Annotated in this window: 1 pseudogene; it reads left to right on the top strand. The window is 68.9% G+C overall.

Annotated features, from left to right (window positions below):
* Positions 1-267 (top strand): annotated as a pseudogene (locus ACWGS9_RS35805) (integrase); the annotation flags it as partial.

Below are 267 nucleotides of genomic sequence, written 5' to 3'. Positions count from 1 at the left end.
ACCGGTTTTTCGCTGCCTTGGCCCGCGCCGGAGGCTTTATTGATAAAATTCGTCGCCCATCATCTGTGGGATCCGGTCAAACGCGAGACCGATGCCGCGCACGGCATGCCCGGCGACGTCACCGCCACGCTCAAGGCCGCTGATGTGCTGCGCGCCGACGGGCCGCACGCGCCGAGCACCGTGCGCCGCCGGCTGTCGAGCTGGTCGACCTTGACCCGATGGCGCGGGCTGCGGGGAAATTTTGCCGCCCCGGGCCTGCAGAGCGCC

Source organism: Mesorhizobium sp. Arg314, assembly GCF_053714275.1.
This window is presented reverse-complemented; position numbering and strand designations above follow the sequence as displayed.